Source organism: Nocardioides hungaricus (assembly GCF_054782915.1).
The window spans coordinates 19294-33920 of sequence record NZ_BAAGRO010000001.1; the positions used below are offsets into that span (position 1 = coordinate 19294).

17 protein-coding genes and 1 riboswitch are annotated in these 14627 nt (G+C 73.7%); of the genes, 3 read left to right on the forward strand and 14 right to left on the reverse strand.

Features of this window, described 5'->3' with window-relative positions:
* Nucleotides 1-6: 6 nt before the first annotated feature.
* The 5 genes from ACYVKX_RS00085 to ACYVKX_RS00105 form a co-directional block, all read right to left on the reverse strand.
* Complete coding sequence (locus ACYVKX_RS00085) at nt 7-840, reverse strand: TrmH family RNA methyltransferase (protein WP_460828457.1); 834 nt, start codon at nt 838-840, stop codon at nt 7-9.
* 3 nt (nt 841-843) lie between these two features.
* The gene (gene rplT, locus ACYVKX_RS00090; RefSeq protein ID WP_460828458.1) at nt 844-1230 is read right to left on the reverse strand and encodes a 50S ribosomal protein L20; all 387 of its coding nucleotides are present in this window, start codon (nt 1228-1230) and stop codon (nt 844-846) included.
* 46 nt (nt 1231-1276) lie between these two features.
* Entirely contained in the window at nt 1277-1471 is a 195-nt protein-coding gene (rpmI, locus tag ACYVKX_RS00095) for a 50S ribosomal protein L35 (protein WP_460828459.1), read from the reverse strand.
* 106 nt (nt 1472-1577) lie between these two features.
* On the reverse strand, nt 1578-2279 hold the full coding sequence (infC, locus tag ACYVKX_RS00100) for a translation initiation factor IF-3 (RefSeq protein WP_460828460.1): 702 nt from the start codon (nt 2277-2279) through the stop codon (nt 1578-1580).
* A gap of 272 nt (nt 2280-2551) precedes the next feature.
* Nucleotides 2552-3082, reverse strand: coding sequence for an SseB family protein (locus ACYVKX_RS00105; RefSeq protein ID WP_460828461.1), 531 nt, complete (start codon nt 3080-3082; stop codon nt 2552-2554).
* Nucleotides 3083-3142: 60 nt separating this feature from the next.
* Between ACYVKX_RS00105 and ACYVKX_RS00110 the strand changes: the two genes are divergently transcribed.
* From ACYVKX_RS00110 to ACYVKX_RS00120, 3 genes are read left to right on the forward strand one after another with little or no spacing between them, the layout of a single operon-like run.
* A complete protein-coding gene (locus tag ACYVKX_RS00110) occupies nt 3143-3562 on the forward strand; it encodes a hypothetical protein (protein WP_460828462.1) in 420 nt (139 codons plus the stop codon).
* Nucleotides 3559-4779 carry an amino acid deaminase/aldolase gene (locus tag ACYVKX_RS00115; protein WP_460828463.1) on the forward strand — a complete coding sequence of 407 codons (1221 nt, stop codon included), beginning with the start codon at nt 3559-3561 and terminating at the stop codon, nt 4777-4779. Before ACYVKX_RS00110 ends, ACYVKX_RS00115 begins: the two co-directional genes overlap by 4 nt.
* Nucleotides 4763-5287: a uridine kinase family protein gene (locus ACYVKX_RS00120; protein WP_460828464.1), complete on the forward strand. Its 525-nt coding sequence runs from the start codon at nt 4763-4765 to the stop codon at nt 5285-5287. The genes ACYVKX_RS00115 and ACYVKX_RS00120 overlap by 17 nt, the downstream gene beginning before the upstream one ends.
* 181 nt (nt 5288-5468) lie before the next feature.
* On the opposite strand, the gene ACYVKX_RS00125 is transcribed toward ACYVKX_RS00120, so the two are convergent.
* The 9 genes from ACYVKX_RS00125 to ACYVKX_RS00165 all read right to left on the reverse strand — a co-directional run bounded on the left by ACYVKX_RS00125 (nt 5469) and on the right by ACYVKX_RS00165 (nt 14623).
* The gene (locus ACYVKX_RS00125; RefSeq protein ID WP_460828465.1) at nt 5469-5933 is read right to left on the reverse strand and encodes a PH domain-containing protein; all 465 of its coding nucleotides are present in this window, start codon (nt 5931-5933) and stop codon (nt 5469-5471) included.
* Entirely contained in the window at nt 5917-6765 is an 849-nt protein-coding gene (gene hisG, locus ACYVKX_RS00130) for an ATP phosphoribosyltransferase (protein WP_460828466.1), read from the reverse strand. The genes ACYVKX_RS00125 and hisG overlap by 17 nt, the downstream gene beginning before the upstream one ends.
* Before the next feature lie 11 nt (nt 6766-6776).
* Nucleotides 6777-7040, reverse strand: coding sequence for a phosphoribosyl-ATP diphosphatase (locus tag ACYVKX_RS00135; RefSeq protein WP_460828467.1), 264 nt, complete (start codon nt 7038-7040; stop codon nt 6777-6779).
* 11 nt (nt 7041-7051) lie between these two features.
* Complete coding sequence (gene ribH / locus ACYVKX_RS00140; RefSeq protein WP_460828468.1) at nt 7052-7534, reverse strand: 6,7-dimethyl-8-ribityllumazine synthase; 483 nt, start codon at nt 7532-7534, stop codon at nt 7052-7054.
* Between the two features lies 1 nt (nt 7535).
* Nucleotides 7536-8780, reverse strand: coding sequence for a bifunctional 3,4-dihydroxy-2-butanone-4-phosphate synthase/GTP cyclohydrolase II (locus ACYVKX_RS00145; protein WP_460828469.1), 1245 nt, complete (start codon nt 8778-8780; stop codon nt 7536-7538).
* Complete coding sequence (locus tag ACYVKX_RS00150) at nt 8777-9403, reverse strand: riboflavin synthase (protein WP_460828470.1); 627 nt, start codon at nt 9401-9403, stop codon at nt 8777-8779. The genes ACYVKX_RS00145 and ACYVKX_RS00150 overlap by 4 nt, the downstream gene beginning before the upstream one ends.
* A gap of 1 nt (nt 9404) precedes the next feature.
* Complete coding sequence (ribD, locus tag ACYVKX_RS00155) at nt 9405-10445, reverse strand: bifunctional diaminohydroxyphosphoribosylaminopyrimidine deaminase/5-amino-6-(5-phosphoribosylamino)uracil reductase RibD (RefSeq protein ID WP_460828471.1); 1041 nt, start codon at nt 10443-10445, stop codon at nt 9405-9407.
* A gap of 76 nt (nt 10446-10521) precedes the next feature.
* Nucleotides 10522-10679: riboswitch (FMN riboswitch) on the reverse strand.
* Between the two features lie 88 nt (nt 10680-10767).
* Nucleotides 10768-13260 carry a polynucleotide kinase-phosphatase gene (locus ACYVKX_RS00160; protein ID WP_460828472.1) on the reverse strand — a complete coding sequence of 831 codons (2493 nt, stop codon included), beginning with the start codon at nt 13258-13260 and terminating at the stop codon, nt 10768-10770.
* Nucleotides 13253-14623: a 3' terminal RNA ribose 2'-O-methyltransferase Hen1 gene (locus ACYVKX_RS00165; RefSeq protein WP_460828473.1), complete on the reverse strand. Its 1371-nt coding sequence runs from the start codon at nt 14621-14623 to the stop codon at nt 13253-13255. The genes ACYVKX_RS00160 and ACYVKX_RS00165 overlap by 8 nt, the downstream gene beginning before the upstream one ends.
* Nucleotides 14624-14627 lie beyond the last annotated feature (4 nt).

Below are 14627 nucleotides of genomic sequence, written 5' to 3' on the forward strand. Positions count from 1 at the left end.
GGCAGCCTAGCGGCGGTGGACCCGCGCGGAGGCGTAGAGGCAGAGGGCGGCGGCGGTGGCGAGGTTGAGGCTCTCGGCGCGGCCGTGGATCGGGATGCGCACCCGGTGGTCGGCGAGGTCGGCCAGCTCGGCGGGCAGGCCCCACGCCTCGTTGCCGAGCAGCCACGCGGTCGGCGCGGCGAGCAGGTCGTCGGCCTCGTCCAGGTCGACCTCGCCGGCACCGTCGGCGGCCAGCACCTGCAGCCCCGCGGCCTGCAGGGAGCGTACGGCGGCCGCCGGGTCGGGCTCGACGGCGATCGGGAGGTGGAACAGGCTGCCGACGCTCGCCCGGACGGCCTTGGGGTGGTAGGCGTCGACCGAGTGGCCGGCCAGCACGACCGCGTCGGCGCCGGCGGCGTCCGCACAGCGGATCACGGTGCCGGCGTTGCCGGGGTCGCGGACGTCGGCGCAGAGGGCGACCAGGCGCGGACGGGTCTCGACGAGCTCGACCAACGGGCGGTCCAGGAAGCGGCAGACGGCGACCACGCCGGCGGGGGTGACGCTGTCGCTGAGGGCGGCCAGCGCACGGTCGTCGACGAGCGTCCAGCGCGGGGCGGCATCCGCCAGGGCGGCGTACTGCTCGGTCGCGGCGCGGGTCGCGAGGACCTCGACCACGCACCCAGGCACCTCGAGGGCGCCCTCGACGGCCTTCGGGCCGTCGGCGAGGAAGAGCCGCCGCTCGGTGCGGACCGAGCGGCGGCTGAGCTTCCGGATGTCCTTGAGCCGGGCGTTGCCCGGGCTCAGCGGGGTGCCCGGGCTCAGCGGGTTGCGAGACAGGCGCGGCGCGCCTTCCTCGACCACCGGCTACGCGGAGACCTTGGGGGCGTTGACGTCCGCGGGCAGGGCGGCCTTGGCGGTCTCGACCAGCGCGTTGAACGCCGCGACGTCGTTGACGGCCAGGTCGGCGAGGATCTTGCGGTCGACCTCGACGCCGGCGAGGCTCAGGCCCTGGATGAACCGGTTGTAGGTCAGGCCCTGCGCCCGCGCGGCGGCGTTGATGCGCTGGATCCACAGGCGACGGAAGTTGCCCTTGTTCTTGCGGCGGTCGTTGTAGCTGTAGACCAGCGAGTGGGTGACCTGCTCCTTGGCCTTGCGGTAGAGCCGCGAGCGCTGGCCGCGGTAGCCGCTGGCGCGCTCCAGGACGACCCGGCGCTTCTTCTGGGCGTTCACTGCCCGCTTGACGCGTGCCACTGTCTTACTCCTTGCTGCTTGGTACAGATCGGGGGCGGGGCGAGGGTCAGCGACCCAGCATCTTCTTCGCGCGCGGGACGTCGGCCTTGGCGACCTCGGTGGTGCCGCTCATGCGCCGGGTGACCTTGGAGGGCTTCTTCTCCAGGTTGTGGCGCTTGCCGGCCTTCTCGCGCAGGATCTTGCCCGAGCCGGTCACCCGGAAGCGCTTGCTCGCACCGGAGTGCGTCTTGTTCTTCGGCATCTGTCGTTTCTCTCTGTCTCGTCCTGCGTCTCGTCCTGCTGTGGCCGCCGGCCTCGACGGGCTCGGCCACCGCGGTGGCCGGCCGGTCCCCCGGGTCGGTGTGGTCTCAGGCCTCGATCTCGGGATCGAGGTTCTCGGAGCGTCCCCGCTCCTTCTTCTGGGCGACGGGCCCGGCGGCGTGGGCGGCGTCGCGCTCGGCGCGCTCCTCGGCCTGCTGCGCGGCCCGCTCGGCGGCCCGCGACTCCTTCTCCGCCAGCATGTCGACCTTGGCGTCGGCCTTCTTCTTGTGGGGGCCGAGCACCATGATCATGTTGCGCCCGTCCTGCTTGGGAGCGGACTCGACGAAGCCGAGCTCGGTCACGTCCTCGGCGAGGCGCTGGAGCAGCCGGAAGCCCAGCTCGGGGCGGTGCTGCTCGCGGCCGCGGAACATGATCGTGATCTTCACCTTGTCGCCGGCGCGCAGGAACCGGACCACGTGGCCCTTCTTGGTCTCGTAGTCGTGCGCGTCGATCTTCGGACGAAGCTTCATCTCCTTGATGACGACGTTCGTCTGGTTGCGGCGCGCCTCCCGGGCCTTCTGCGCGTTCTCGTACTTGAACTTGCCGTAGTCCATGAGCTTGCAGACCGGGGGCTTGCCCTGCGGCGCGATCTCGACCAGGTCGAGGTCGGCCTCCTGGGCGAGCTTGAGGGCCTGCTCCGTGGGGACGATGCCCACGGTCTCCCCGTTGGGTCCAACCAGCCGGACCTCGGGAACCCGGATCCGCTCGTTGATACGCAGCTCGGTGCTGATGTGTCCTCCTGGTGGCAATGTGGCCGGAGGCCCGTGCCCTCCTGGCGCCCCGAGGGCCCCTGGAACGGCGAAAGGCTTCCGCTAGCTGCAAGCGGAAGCCAGTCCGACGTCTCCCCGCACGGGGCACGCCACCTATCGAGGCTCCACGTGTGTGAGCCTCTCAGGACCGGACCCGACGACCTGTGGAGCAGACCCATTGCTGGGGCGGTCGATGCGGGTGGGAGGCGATCGAGCCTTGCCTCCGCTTGCGGATCTGCCCCGGCACGGGTGCCGGAACGGATCGGTCAACGTCAGAGACTAGCCGACGACTCCCCGTCGGGCCGAATCCAGGCGGCCCGCTCCCCCACCCGGACCAGCGTCCAGCCGGCCGCCAGCCGCTCGAGGTCCTCGCCCTCGACGACGAACCGCACCGGACCGGCCACGTCGATCACCAGGGCGGCCGCGCCGTCCTGGAGCGCCGATCGGGCCGCGGCCGCGGCCGCGACCGGTACCGGCCGGCCCTCGGGGCTCCACGCCGCCAGGGTCGCGGTGCCGGTGAACGCCAGCAGCGCGAGGCGGCCGTCGGCCCCTTGGAGGAGGACGGTCGCCATCTCGCTGGTCTTGTCGCGGGCGAGCCCCTGCTCGTCGTACTCCACCTCGCCGAGGAGGGCCACGACCGGGACCAGCAGGCGGCTCCGCGCGAGCACGGCCAGGGCCTCGGGGTACGTCGCCCGCCCGGCCACCCAGCCGGCCAGCACGTCCGCCAGCGCGGCAGGCGCGGCGCCGTCGTCGCCGGCGAACCCCGGGTCGGGGATGACGCGGGGCTCGCCGGGCCGGATCACCCGGCCATTCTCGCGAGGCGGTGCCGTGGGGGCCAATCGGCCATGTGGGACAGTTGAATCGTGGACGACGCATCATGGGCGGCGCTGACGCTGAGCCTCACCGTGCTCGGCGGGATCTGGACCTGGTTCTCGTTCCGCCGGCGGGGGCTCGCCTCGGGCCTGCGGGCGCTCGGGTTCACGCTGCTGCCGCCGGCGGCGTACCTGACCAGGACGCTGAGGCTGTTCACCGAGGTCGTGGACGCCGTCGCAGACTGGGCGGCCCGCCTGGTGTTCAGCCCGGTCGTGTGGCTCGGGTTCCTGGTCGGCGGGGTCGGGGTCGCGCTGATCGTCGGGTCCGGCATGGTGCGCTCGCGCCAGGCGGGGAGGGTGCGCTCGCGCCAGTCCGGGAGGGAGCTGCCCTCGCGCCGCCAGCCGGCCATCGACACCGACTCCGAGATGGCCGAGATCGAGGCCATCCTGCGCAACCGAGGCATCAGTTGAGCCCGAGCACCCCCGTGGACCGCAACCGGCTGTGGTCCCGCCTGAACGACGCGGTCGCCAAGCAGGGCGTGCCGCTCCCGACCCCGGTGTTCGTGGTCGACCTGGACGCGTTCGACGCCAACGCCGCCGACCTGGAGCGCCGCGCCGCCGGCAAGCCGATCCGGGTCGCGTCGAAGTCGCTGCGGGTGCCGGCGCTGATCGAGCGCGCGCTCGCCCGGGAGGGCATGCGGGGCGTGCTCGGCTACTCGCTGCGCGAGGCGCTGTGGCTGCACGAACGGCGCATTTGCGACGACATCGTGGTCGCCTACCCGACCGTCGACCGGGGCGCGCTGGCCGACCTGGTGGTCTCGCCCGGGGCCGCCGCGGCCATCACGCTCATGGTCGACTCGATCGCCCACCTCGACGTGGTCGACTCGGTGCGCTTCGCGCCGGGCGTCGAGGTCCGGATCGCGATCGACGTCGACGCCGGCCTCCAGATCGGCGGCAGGCACGTCGGGCCCAAGCGCTCTCCCCTGCTCGACACCGCCGACGTGCTCGCGCTCGCGCGGGAGATCGACCGGCGACCCGGCTTCCGGCTGGTCGGCGCGATGACCTACGAGGGCCAGGTCGCCGGCCTGCAGGACGTCGTCCCGACGGCGCGCGCGAGGTCCACGGTGCTGCGCGGGATCAAGGCGCTGTCGGTGACCCAGCTGGCGGTACGCCGCCGGCAGATCGCCGCCGCGCTCGCGACCGTGGCCGACCTGGAGTTCTGGAACGGCGGCGGCTCCGGCTCGGTCGAGTCGACCGCCTCCGACCCGGTCGTCACCGAGGTCGCCGCCGGCTCGGGGCTGCTCGTGCCGGCGCTGTTCGACCACTATCGGTCCTTCGCGCCGCGACCGGCGTCGTACTTCGGCCTGCCGGTCACCCGCAGGCCGTCGCCGGAGCTGGCGACCGTGCACGGCGGCGGCCTGATCGCGTCCGGCCCGGCCGGGGCGGACCGGCTGCCGACGCCGTGGGCGCCCGCCGGGCTGCACCTGACCGGGCTCGAGGGCGCCGGCGAGGTGCAGACGCCGCTCACCGGGCCGGCCGCCGCGAAGCTCGAGATCGGCGACCTGGTGTGGTTCCGGCACGGCAAGTCCGGCGAGGTCTTCGAGCACGCGACGACCGTGCACCTGCTCGCGGGCGACGCGTTCGAGGCGTCGGTGCCGAGCTACCGCGGCTGTGGCCAGTCCTTCTGAGGCCGTCCTCGAGCTCGCGCGGTCGCGGCCGCCAACGCTCGGCGCCGGGCGGCTGATCTGCATCGACGGCCCGTCCGGGTCCGGCAAGACGACCCTGGCCGCCGCGATCGGCGCTCCCGTCGTCCACATGGACGAGCTGATCGAGGGCTGGTCCGGGCTGCGCGCCGTCGACGCCCAGCTCGACGGGCTGCTGCGGCCCCAGGTCGCCGGATCCGCCGGGAGCTACCGCCGCTACGACTGGATCGCCGGGCAGTACGCCGACACGGTGACCGTCCCGCCGAAGCCGCTGCTCGTGCTCGAGGGTGTGGGCGCCGGATCGCTCGTCGTCGCCGATCTCGTGACCGTGCTGGTCTGGATCGAGGCGCCGCACGACGTGCGGATGGAGCGGGGCATCGAGCGCGACGGCGAGTCGTTCGCGCCGTACTGGGACGCCTGGGCGGTCGAGGAGGCCGCCCACTTCGAGCGACACCGGACGCGGGAGCGGGCCGACCTCCGGCTGCGGACCTAGGGATGCGCTGGAAGCCGGGGCCCTGCGCGCGTCGTCAGCGCCTGCTCTCGCCAGGCGTAGCGTTGCCGGCGCCGCGGGCAGCTTCATCACGGTATGTAGGTGAACATCCACTTCCCACGGCGAGCTCGCCCAGGGAAGTGACGGCTCGCCTGCATACCGTGGTGAACCAGCGGCCAGGCGCCTAGCCCGACCGAGACTCGACCACGGCCCGCAGCTCCCGCACGGCCCGTCTGGCGCGACTGCCGTCGGAGCCCTGGATGCCCATGGCGGAGGCGGTCGAGCCGTCGGCCAGGTCGAGGGTGACCCAGGGGGCGCCCGGGGGGAGGTGGATGCCGACCACCTCGGCGTAGTCGTACTCGCGGCGGCGGTAGCCGTTCACGACGACCAGCCGGGACGCCTCGGCGACCACCCGGGAGCGGACCAGCGCGAACCAGCACGAGAAGCCGAGCAGCAGCAGGAAGATCACCGTCCCCCGCTGGAACCAGGTGAACTTCGCCCTGGTCTCGGGGTCGAAGCCGAACCAGGTGAGCACGACGATCAGCAGGAGGCCGCCGCCGAGGACGGCTCCGGCCATCCGCACGCCGAACGGGCGCCACGTGTGCGGCAGCGGCACGGGCCCGGACCCGGGCTCAGAGGCGGCAGGCATGGATGTCCGTCAGCAGGATGCCGCGCGCGCCGATGTCGAAGAGCTCGTCCATCAGCCGCTGGGCGCCCTCGCGCGGCACCATGGCGCGTACGGCGACCCAGCCCTCGCGATGCAACGGCGAGACGGTCGGGCTCTCGATGCCCGGAGTCAGCGCGACGGCGGCCGATACGTGGTCGGCCTCGATGTCGTAGTCCATCATCACGTAGCTGCGCGCGACCAGGACGCCCTCGAGCCGGCGCTTGAACACCTCGAAGCCCTCGGGCACCGCGCCGCTGCGGGTGACCAGCACCGCCTCGGAGTCGAGGACGGTCTCGCCGAACGTCTCCAGCCCGGCCTGGCGCAGCGTGCTGCCGGTCTCGACGACGTCGGCGATCACGTCGGCGACGCCGAGCTGGATGCTGGTCTCGACCGCACCGTCGAGGCGCGTGACGGTCGCGTCGATGCCGCGCTCCTCGAGGAAGGCACGGACCACGCCGACGTACGACGTCGCGATCCGCAGGCCGGCGAGCTCGGCGAGGTCGGTGTGGCGGCCGGCGGGCCCGGCGAACCGGAACCGGCTGCGGCCGAAGCCCAAGCCCAGCACCTCCTCGGCCTTGGCGCCGGAGTCGCGGAGCAGGTCGCGGCCGGTGATGCCGACGTCGAGGGTGCCCTCGCCGACGTACAGCGCGATGTCGCGGGGGCGGAGGTAGAAGAACTCGACGCCGTTCTCGGCGTCGGTGAGCGTGAGCTGCTTGGCGTCGTCGCGCTGCCGGTAGCCGGACTCGCGCAGGATGTCCTGCGCCGACAGCGAGAGCGACCCCTTGTTGGGGACCGCGATGCGGAGGAGTGCCATGAGGGTGCTTCCTAGAGGTGTGCGTAGACGTCGTCGAGCTCGATGCCGGTCGCCAGCATCAGGACCTGGGCGTGGTAGAGCAGCTGGCTGATCTCCTCGGCGGCCCGGCCGCTGCCCTCGTGCTCGGCGGCCATCCAGGACTCGGCGGCCTCCTCGACCAGCTTCTTCCCGCAGGCATGGACGCCGGCGTCGAGCTGGCGCACGGTGCCGGACCCCTCGGGACGGGACCGCGCCTTCTCGCTCAGCTCGGCCCAGAGCTCGTCGAACGTCTTCACGGTCGCCCAGCCTACGGCGTACGCCGTGTCAGCTCCCTCAGGGTCCGGGCGGTGAGCAGCGCGGCGGACGTCGCCTCGTAGCCCTTGTCCTCCGTCGAGCCCGCGAGCCCGGCCCGGTCGAGGGCCTGCTCGTCGTCGTCGCACGTCAGTACGCCGAAGCCGACCGCGACGCGGTGGTCGAGCGCGACCCGGGTGAGGCCGTCGGTGGCGGCGCGGCAGACGTACTCGAAGTGCGGGGTGCCGCCGCGGACCACGACGCCGAGGGCGACCACGGCGTCGTACCCCTGCGCCGCGAGGGCGCCGGCCACCACCGGCAGCTCGAAGGTGCCGGGCACGCGGACGGTCTCGGCGGTGGCGCCGAAGTCGGCGAGCGCGCGCCGGGCGCCGGCGAGGAGGCCGTCCATGACCTGGGTGTGCCAGCTCGCGGCGACGACGACGACCTTGAGGCCGCTGGCGTCGAAGGTCTCGGCGTCGTGGGCTCCGTGGCCGGCCATCTCAGGCTCCGTTCTCGGTCATGTCCAGGTGGGGCAGGTCGTGGCCCATCCGGTCCCGCTTGGTCAGCAGGTAGGCGATGTTGTGGTCGTTGGGATGCGGGGTGAGCGGCACCCGGGCGGCGACGTGCACGCCGAAGTCCTCGAGGTTCTCCACCTTGTCGGGGTTGTTGGTCATCAGCCGCACGTTGTAGACGCCGAGGTCGCGCAGCACCTGGGTGGCGGTGCCGTAGTGGCGGGCGTCGGCCGGCAGGCCGAGGTCGAGGTTGGCGTCCACGGTGTCGCGGCCGCCGTCTTGGAGCTGGTAGGCCTGCAGCTTCGCGACCAGGCCAATGCCGCGGCCCTCGTGCCCGCGCAGGTAGACGATCACGCCGCGGCCCTCCTCGACCACGCGCTGGAGCGCCTCGTCGAGCTGGGGGCCGCAGTCGCAGCGGTGGCTGCCGAACACGTCGCCGGTCAGGCACTCGGAGTGCACCCGGGTCAGCACCGGCTCGGGCCCGGAGATGTCGCCGTGCACGAGCGCGATGTGCTCGGAGCCGTCGACGGTGATGCGGTAGCCGTAGGCGGTGAAGTCGCCGTGCCTGGTGGGCAGCCGGGTCTCGGCGACCCGCTCGACCAGGTTCTCGTGGCGGCGGCGGTAGCGGACCAGGTCGTCGATCGAGATCATCGCCAGCCCGTGCTCGTCGGCGAACGCGCGCAGCTCGGGGCCGCGCTTCATGGTGCCGTCGTCGTTGACGACCTCGACCAGCACGCCTGCCGGCGTCAGCCCCGCGAGCGTCGCGAGGTCGACCGCGGCCTCGGTGTGGCCGCGGCGCACCAGCACGCCGCCCTCGCGGTAGCGCAGCGGGAAGACGTGCCCGGGCCGGGTGATCTCCCACGGCTCGGTCGCCGAGTCGGCGAGCACCCGGGCGGTGTGCGCGCGGTCGGCCGCCGAGATGCCGGTGCTGACGCCGTCGCGGGCGTCGACCGAGACCGTGTACGCCGTCCGCAGCTTGTCCTTGTTGTGCGGCGTCATCAGCGGGATCTCGAGCCGGTCCAGCATGGCCGCGGGCATCGGCACGCAGATCACGCCGCTGCTGTGCCGGATCGTGAACGCCATCAGCTCCGGCGTCGCCCTGCTGGCGGCGAAGATGATGTCGCCCTCGTTCTCGCGGTCCTCGTCGTCGACCACCACGACCGCCCTGCCGGCGGCGATGTCGGCGATCGCGCGCTCGATGCTGTCGAGACCGATCGTCTCGTGCTCGCTCATCGGCTCTCTCCTGTGCCGCCGCCGGCGTTGCCGTCCCGGAAGGCCAGCAGCCTCTCGACGTGCTTGGCGATGACGTCGACCTCGAGGTTGACCCGCTCGCCGGGCTGCCGGGCGCCGAGCGTGGTGCGGGCGAGGGTCTCGGGGATCAGGCTGACGGTGAAGGAGTCGTCGCGGGCCTCGACCACGGTCAGGCTGACGCCGTCGACGGTGATCGAGCCCTTGTCGACGAGGTAGCGGGACAGCGCGGGCGGCATGGAGATCTCCACCATCTCCCAGTGCTCGCTCGGCGTCCGGGATGCCACGGTGCCGACGCCGTCGACGTGGCCCTGGACGAGGTGGCCGCCCAGCCGGGTGTGGGCCGTCACCGCGCGCTCCAGGTTCACCCGGTCGCCGGGCCGGACGCCGGACAGGCCGGTCCGGTCGAGCGTCTCCTGCATCACGTCGGCGGTCCAGGTGTCCTCGGTGCGCTCCGCCACCGTCAGGCAGCAGCCGTTGACGGCGATCGAGTCGCCGAGCGCGGCGTCCTCGAGCACGGTGCCGGCGCGGACGGTGAGTCGGAGGGCGTCGCCCTGGTCCTCGACCGCGGCGACGGTGCCGAGCTCCTCGACGATTCCGGTGAACATCTCAGTCCTCTCCTGGCTGGAGCGTCAGCCGCACGTTCGGCGGCTCGCCGTCCAGCACGGCGATGTCGGCGACGCGGGGACGCAACGCCTCCGCGATCGTGGTGATTCCGAGGTCGGCGACCGCGCCGCGGCCGGAGCCGAGCAGCATCGGCGCGACGTAGGCGACGATCTCGTCGACGTACCCGGCGCGGAGGAACGCCGCGGCCAGGGTCGGGCCGCCCTCGAGGAACACGTGCCGGCGACCGAGAGCGAACAGCTCGGCGAGCGCCTGCTCCGGGTCTCGCGTGCGCAGGTGGAGCGACTCGGCGTCGCCGTTGAAGACCCGGCGGCCCGGATCGAGGTCGCGCTCCCCCATCACCGCGCGGAGCGGCTGGTGCGCGAGCGGCCGGTCCTGCTCGTCGCGGACGGTGAGCAGCGGGTCGTCGACCGCGACGGTGTTGGTGCCGACCAGCATCGCGTCGCAGGTCGCGCGGAGCCGATGCGTGTCGAGACGGGCGGCCGGCGAGCTCACCCAGCGGCTGGTGCCGTCGACGGCGGCGCTGCGGCCGTCGAGGGTGGTCGCGAACTTCCAGGTGACGAACGGGCGGCCGTGCTCGACCCCGAACGTCCAGAACCTGTTCAGCAGCCCCGACTCGACACTCAGGAGTCCCGACTCGACGTCGAGGCCGGCGGCGCGGAGGGTGCCGGCGCCGCCGGCGGCCTCGGGGTTCGGGTCGGGGCGGGCGAACACCACGCGCCGTACGCCGGCGGCGACCAGTGCCTCGGCGCAGGGGCCGGTGCGGCCGTGGTGGTTGCAGGGCTCGAGCGTGACGACGGCGGTGCTGCCCCGGGCCCGGTCGCCGGCCCGGGCGAGGGCGTCGGCCTCGGCGTGCGGGGTGCCGGCGCCGCGGTGGAAGCCCTCGGCCACGGTCGCGCCGGTCTCGTCGAGGAGCACGCAGCCGACGCGCGGGTTCGGGCCGAGGGGCACGCCGGGGGCCGCGGCGAGCGCGAGGGCGCGCCGCATCGCCGCCTGCTCGGCTGCGGTCGTGGTCCCGCTCGGCATCTGGTCTGGCCCCTCGTGTCCGGTCGCGGACTCCGGGGCCTGGACGGGTCGTCGCGCACGGAGTGCGTGACGACGCCTGCGTGCGCTTCCCATCCGGACTGTGACCGTCGGTCCAGGAGTTGCACCTGGTCAACCGGCCGCTGGCTGCGACCGGGTCGCGGACTTCTGAGCGAAGCCAGGAGGCTTCGAGCAGTCACCGCCGGCTCGGAATTTCACCGACCCCAGAGCACGCGAGCTCTCGCTCGTCGGGGCGAGTCTGCCACAGAGCGGGTCGGGCGGGCTCCGTGGGGCACGTCACAGTGTCACCTCACAGGCGGTCACCTCACAGCCGCGGGTCGGCCGGCTCCGACTCGAGGGCGAGCACGCCGAACACCGACTGGTGGATCCGCCACAGCGGGTCGCCCGCGACGAGCCCGCGCAGCGCCTCGACGCCCAGAGCGTGCTCGCGCTCGGCGAGGCTGCGCTTGCGGCCGAGCCTCCGCTCCCGGAGCCGCTCGACCGAGTCGAGGTAGTCGGGGCCGTAGACGATCCGCAGGTAGTCCCGGCCCCGCACCTTCAGCCCCGGCTGGACGCCGCGTCCGACGCGGTGCGCCGGCTTCACGACCATGCCCTCGCCACCGGCGGCGGTGAGCTCGGTCCACCAGCGGGTGGCCGCGTCTCGCTCGGCGGCCGACGACAGGTCGACGAGCAGGTGCCGGGTGGGCGCGAGCAGCGGCGAGCGCAGCGCGGCGAGCCGCTCGAGGTGCCACGGGTGCGGCTCCTCGACGGCCAACAGCCGGCCCTCGGCGGCGAGGATCTGGAACGGCGCGAACGTCACGCCGTCGAGCCCCTCGGTCGGGTGCACGTAGCCGACGTAGGCGTCGCGGAAGGCCCGGGCGTCGGCCAGCCGCCGGGCGGTACGGCGGGCGAGCGCGTCGACGTCCAGGCCGCGGCCGGACGCGGTGGCGAGCACACCGGCCAGGGCGGGCAGCGCGTGCAGGGCCGCGGTCCCGACTGCGGCGTACTGCTCCTCGATGAGGCCGCGGGCCTTGGCCGACCACGGCAGCAGCTCGCCGTCGAGCACCAGCCAGTCGGTGCCGAGCCCGTCGAACAGCGGCAGCACCGCCTCGCGGAGCCGGTCGACCAGGGTCGCCTGCACGGCACGGTCGGCGAAGAACGCCCGGCCGGTGCGGGTGTGGACGGTGCCGGTCGAACCGTCGCCGACCCCGAAGCGGCGCTCGGCGGCCTCGGCGTCGCGCGCGAGCACCGCGATCGCCCGCGAGCCCATGTGCTTCTCCTCGCACACGACCGCGGTGACGCCGGTCCTCGCGTAGTCGGCGAACGCCCGCTCGGGATGCTCGAGCAGGTCGCCCTCGGTCGCGGTCGGCGCGGGCGCCATCGTCGGGGGCAGGTAGACCAGCCAGCGCGGGTCCACCGCGAACCGGCTCATCACCTCCAGCGCGGCGCCGGAGCTCTCGGCCGGCACCTTCACCCGGCCGCCGAGCTCGGTGTCGTGCCAGTGGTCGCCGGCGACGTCCTCGATGTCCAGGGCCGTGGGCTCGCGCCCGGTGGTCGGCGCGACCAGCGGGCGGACCGGCTCGAACCAGGTCCGCTCGGCGGGCACCCGGACGAGCTCGCGCGACGGGTACCGCAGCGCGGTCAGGTGGCCGCCGAAGACGACGCCGGTGTCGAGGCAGATCGTGTTGTTGACCCACTCCGCCTCGGGGACCGGGGTGTGGCCGTAGGCGACCATCGCCGTGCCGCGGTACTCCTGCGCCCAGGGGTAGCGCACCGGCAGGCCGAACTCGTCGGTCTCGCCGGTGGTGTCGCCGTAGAGCGCGAACGAGCGGACCCGGCCCGACGACCGGCCGTGGTAGGGCTCCTTCAGGCCGGCGTGCGCGACCACGAGCCGGCCCTCGTCGAGCACGTAGTGGCTGATCAGGCCGTCCATGAAGCCCAGCGCGGCCTGGCGGAACTCCTCCGGCTCGCCGGCCAATTGCGCCAGCGACTCGGCGAGGCCGTGGGTCGTCTGCACGTTCGCGCCGCGCAGCGCACGCACCAGCTTGGCCTCGTGGTTGCCCGAGACGCAGAGCGCGGTGCCGGCCGCGACCATGCCCATGACCAGGCGGAGCACTCCGGGGGTGTCCGGGCCGCGGTCGACCAGGTCGCCGACGAAGACCGCCGTCCGGCCCTCGGGGTGGTGGGCGCCCTCGTCCCCGACCACCCAGCCGAGCTCGCCGAGCAGGGTGCGCAGCTCGCTCGCGCAGCCGTGGACGTCGCCGATGACGTCGAACGGGCCGGTCAGGTCGCGGCGGTCGTTCCAGGAGCGCTCGCGGCCGACCGCGACGTCGTCGATCTCCTCGGGCGCGAGGACGTGCACCTTGCGGAACCCCTCCTTGCGCAGGCCCTTGAGCGAGCGGCGCAGGTCGCGGTGCTGGCGCGCGACGACGTGGCCGCCGAAGTCGCGGTCCGGGCGCTCGCGGTTGCGCGCGACGGCGACGGACTCGGGTACGTCGAGCACGATCGCGTCGGCGAGCACGTCGTGCTCCTTCGCCAGCCGGACCAGCGCGGCCCGCGCGTTGCGCTGGACGTTGGTGGCGTCGACGACGGTGAGCAGGCCGCGGCGCAGCCGGGTGCCGACGATGTAGTCCAGGACGTCGAAGGCGTCGGGGGTGGCGTCCTGGTCGTTCTCGTCGTCGGCGACCAGCCCGCGGCAGAAGTCGCTGGAGATCACCTGCGTGGGCAGGAAGTGGCGGGCGGCGAAGGTCGACTTGCCGCTGCCCGAGACCCCGACCAGCACGACCAGCCCGAGTGCGGGCACGTTGATCTCACGCACGGCGGAACACCGCCAGCTGGGTCGGCGCCCCGCGGTCCGGGTCGGCGTCGCCGATCCCCCGGATCTCGACGGTGTAGCCGTGCTCGGAGCAGACCCGATCGCACCACGCGGCGAGCTCGTCTCGGGTCCACTCGAACCGGTGGTCGGGGTGGCGGCGGCCGACCAGGCCCTCGTAGAGCTCGTTGTACTCGCGGTTCGGCGTCGTGAGCACGACCGCGCCCGGCCTGGCCTGGCCGAAGACGACCCGCTCGAGGGCCGGCAGCCGCTCCGGGTCGACGTGCTCGACGACCTCCATGAGCACCGCGGCGTCGTACCCCGCGAACCGCTCGTCGGTGTAGGTGAGCGCGCCCTGGAACAGCGAGACGCGCGCCGCCTGCCGCTCCCCCATCCGGTCGAGCCGCAGCCGGCGGGTGGCGGCCCGGAGCGACGCCGTCGAGACGTCGACGCCGGCGACCGGGTCGAGTCCGGGACGCTCGACCAGCCGCTGGAGCAGCCGGCCGCCGCCGCAGCCGAGGTCGATGACCGAGCGGGCGCCGAGCTCGTCGAGCACCGCGATGACGGCGTCGTGGCGCTGGACGCTCAGCGCGACCCGGCGCTCGGCCGGCTCGGGGTCGAAGGCCGCCTCGACCTCGTCGCCGAGCTCGGCCAGCCGGGCCAGCGCGTCGTCCGCGAGCCGGCGGCTGTGGCCGAGGTAGCGCCGGGCGATGAGCTCGCGCTCCGGGTGCCCGACCAGCCACGACCCGCCGGAGCGGAGCAGCTTGTCGACCTCGTCGGCGGCCTGCCAGTAGTGCTTGGACTCGTCGAGGACCGGGAGCAGCAGGTGCAGCTGGTTGAGCGCGTCCGCGAGCCGGACCGTGCCGGCGAGCGTGAGCCGGACGTAGCGGGAGTCGCCCCAGTCGAGGTCGGGGTCGAGCGGGATCGGTACGGCGTCGACGGTCCAGCCGAGCGGCTCGAAGAGCCGGTGGGCGATCGCGGGCCCGCCGCGGCAGGGCAGCACGGGGACGTGCAGCTCCAGCGGGATCGGGCCCTCGGCGAGCTCCTGCCGGCTCCTGCAGACGCCGGACCGGGCGGTGCTGAAGACGTCGGCCAGCGCGACCCCGAGCAGCGAGGAGGCGGCGTACGACCGGTCGTTGACGTACTGGGCGAGGCTGAAGTCGGGCGACCTCGTCCGCGAGCGGGCCAGCCGGACGGGGTCGACGTCGAGGATCAGCGCCGCGGTGCAGCGCGTCTCGTGCGCCTCCGGGTAGAGCACGGTCGCCGTCCCGAAGGACTGGCGGAACTCCTGGACGCGGTCGGGGTGCTTGTGCAGGAGGTGGCCGAGGTCCGTCGCCGGGACGTGGGTCGTCGTGATGGTCAGGAGCACCTGC

Coding starts and splice junctions, on each gene's coding strand:
- rpmI (WP_460828459.1), bottom strand. CDS start 1,471: ATGCCGAAGAACAAGACGCACTCCGGTGCGAGCAAGCGCTTCCGGGTG.
- ribD (WP_460828471.1), bottom strand. CDS start 10,445: ATGCCGAGCGGGACCACGACCGCAGCCGAGCAGGCGGCGATGCGGCGC.
- hisG (WP_460828466.1), bottom strand. CDS start 6,765: ATGGCACTCCTCCGCATCGCGGTCCCCAACAAGGGGTCGCTCTCGCTG.
- ribH (WP_460828468.1), bottom strand. CDS start 7,534: ATGGCCGGCCACGGAGCCCACGACGCCGAGACCTTCGACGCCAGCGGC.
- ACYVKX_RS00145 (WP_460828469.1), bottom strand. CDS start 8,780: ATGAGCGAGCACGAGACGATCGGTCTCGACAGCATCGAGCGCGCGATC.
- ACYVKX_RS00125 (WP_460828465.1), bottom strand. CDS start 5,933: ATGCCTGCCGCCTCTGAGCCCGGGTCCGGGCCCGTGCCGCTGCCGCAC.
- ACYVKX_RS00150 (WP_460828470.1), bottom strand. CDS start 9,403: ATGTTCACCGGAATCGTCGAGGAGCTCGGCACCGTCGCCGCGGTCGAG.